The 1345-nt window shown below is 72.0% G+C and carries 1 protein-coding gene; it reads right to left on the bottom strand.

Annotated elements, in window-relative coordinates; translation table 11 throughout:
- A partial coding sequence (locus ABZT04_RS45930; RefSeq protein WP_356066694.1) for a polyketide synthase dehydratase domain-containing protein occupies positions 1-1270 on the bottom strand: 1270 nt, incomplete at its 3' end.
- Between the last annotated feature and the right edge of the window lie 75 nt (positions 1271-1345).

The following is a 1345-nucleotide window of genomic DNA, read 5'->3' as shown; positions in this document are numbered from 1 at the left end:
CGCGTGCCGCGTGAGCTTCCTCATCAGGGCCCGGTTCGGTCCCGACGCCAACGCCGACGACCACCACATCCGGCACCGACGCACCCACCGCCACCGCACCAAGCAGCGCATCGAGATCCGGAACGAGCTCGCCCGCACCGGCCTCCGCGACCTCGCCGAGCACGGCGATGCTTGCCGCAGCAGCAGAACTGTCCGCTCCCGCGACCTCAGTCCACTCCACCGTGAACAGCGACCCGTCGGCCGCCCGCCCGGCACCGGCCAACTGCGCCTGATCCACCGGGCGGGAGGCGAGTTCCCGTACGGACGCGATCAGTTCGCCGTTCTCGTCGGCGATGTCGATCCGGGTCGCGGACCGTCCGGCCGGAGTGATCCGGACCCGCGCCCGTGACACGCCTCGCTGATCCAGCCGGACACCGGACCAGGAGAACGGCAGTTCCACCGCTGAAGTCCCATCCCGGTCGAGCAGCCCACCGTGCAACGCGGCGTCGAGCAGGGCGGGGTGAATCCCGAACTCGCGCGCGGACCCGGCTTCCTCGGGGAGGACGATCTCGGCGTAGACGTCCTGGCCGTCACGCCAGGCCGCCCGCAACGCCTGGAAGGCGGGGCCGTACTCGTACTCGGCGTCGGCCAGCCGCTCGTACAGTCCCTCGACCACGACCGGTTCGGCGCCCTCCGGCGGCCACTCGGTCGGGAACGCCGGGGCGAGCAGGCCTGTCTCCTCGGCCAGCACGCCTCGCGCGTGGCAGGTCATCACGTCGGTCGCCGCGGTCAGGTCATCGTGCGCCGCGTTCTGCGAACGGGTGTAGATCGCCACGTCCCGGCGGCCGTCCGGGCCCGGTTCGCCGACCATGACCTGCAAGGGCACCGCGTCGTGGACGGGCACCGGCAGCGGGACCTGGAGCACGAGTTCGTCCACGACCGGGCAGCCCACCTGTTGGCCGGCGGCCAGGGCGAGTTCCACCAGTGCCGCTCCCGGCGCGATGACCGCGCCGAGTACGGCGTGGTCCCGGCTCCAGGGCTGAACGTCCTGCGACAGTCGCCCGGTGAACAGCCACTGGCCCTGGTCGCCGACCGGGACCGCGGCGGTGAGCAGCGGGTGGTCGAGCCTGGCCAGTCCGGATGCGGCGGGGTCGCCGGCTCCGCTGAGCGAGGGCAGCCAGTAGCGTTCGTGCTGGAAGGCGTAGGTGGGCAGGGGTATGGCTTCGGCGCCGCTTGCGGCATAGAACGCCGACCAGTCGACACCGATCCCCGCCGCATGCGCCTGACCCAAAAACGCGGCGAAGGCTTCCGGCTCACCCTGCCGAGCCCGCAACGCCGCAACCACAACCGCCGACTCACTGTCCGA

It is taken from the genome of Streptomyces sp. NPDC005492 (assembly GCF_040605995.1).
Taxonomy (GTDB): domain Bacteria; phylum Actinomycetota; class Actinomycetes; order Streptomycetales; family Streptomycetaceae; genus Streptomyces.
This window is presented reverse-complemented; position numbering and strand designations above follow the sequence as displayed.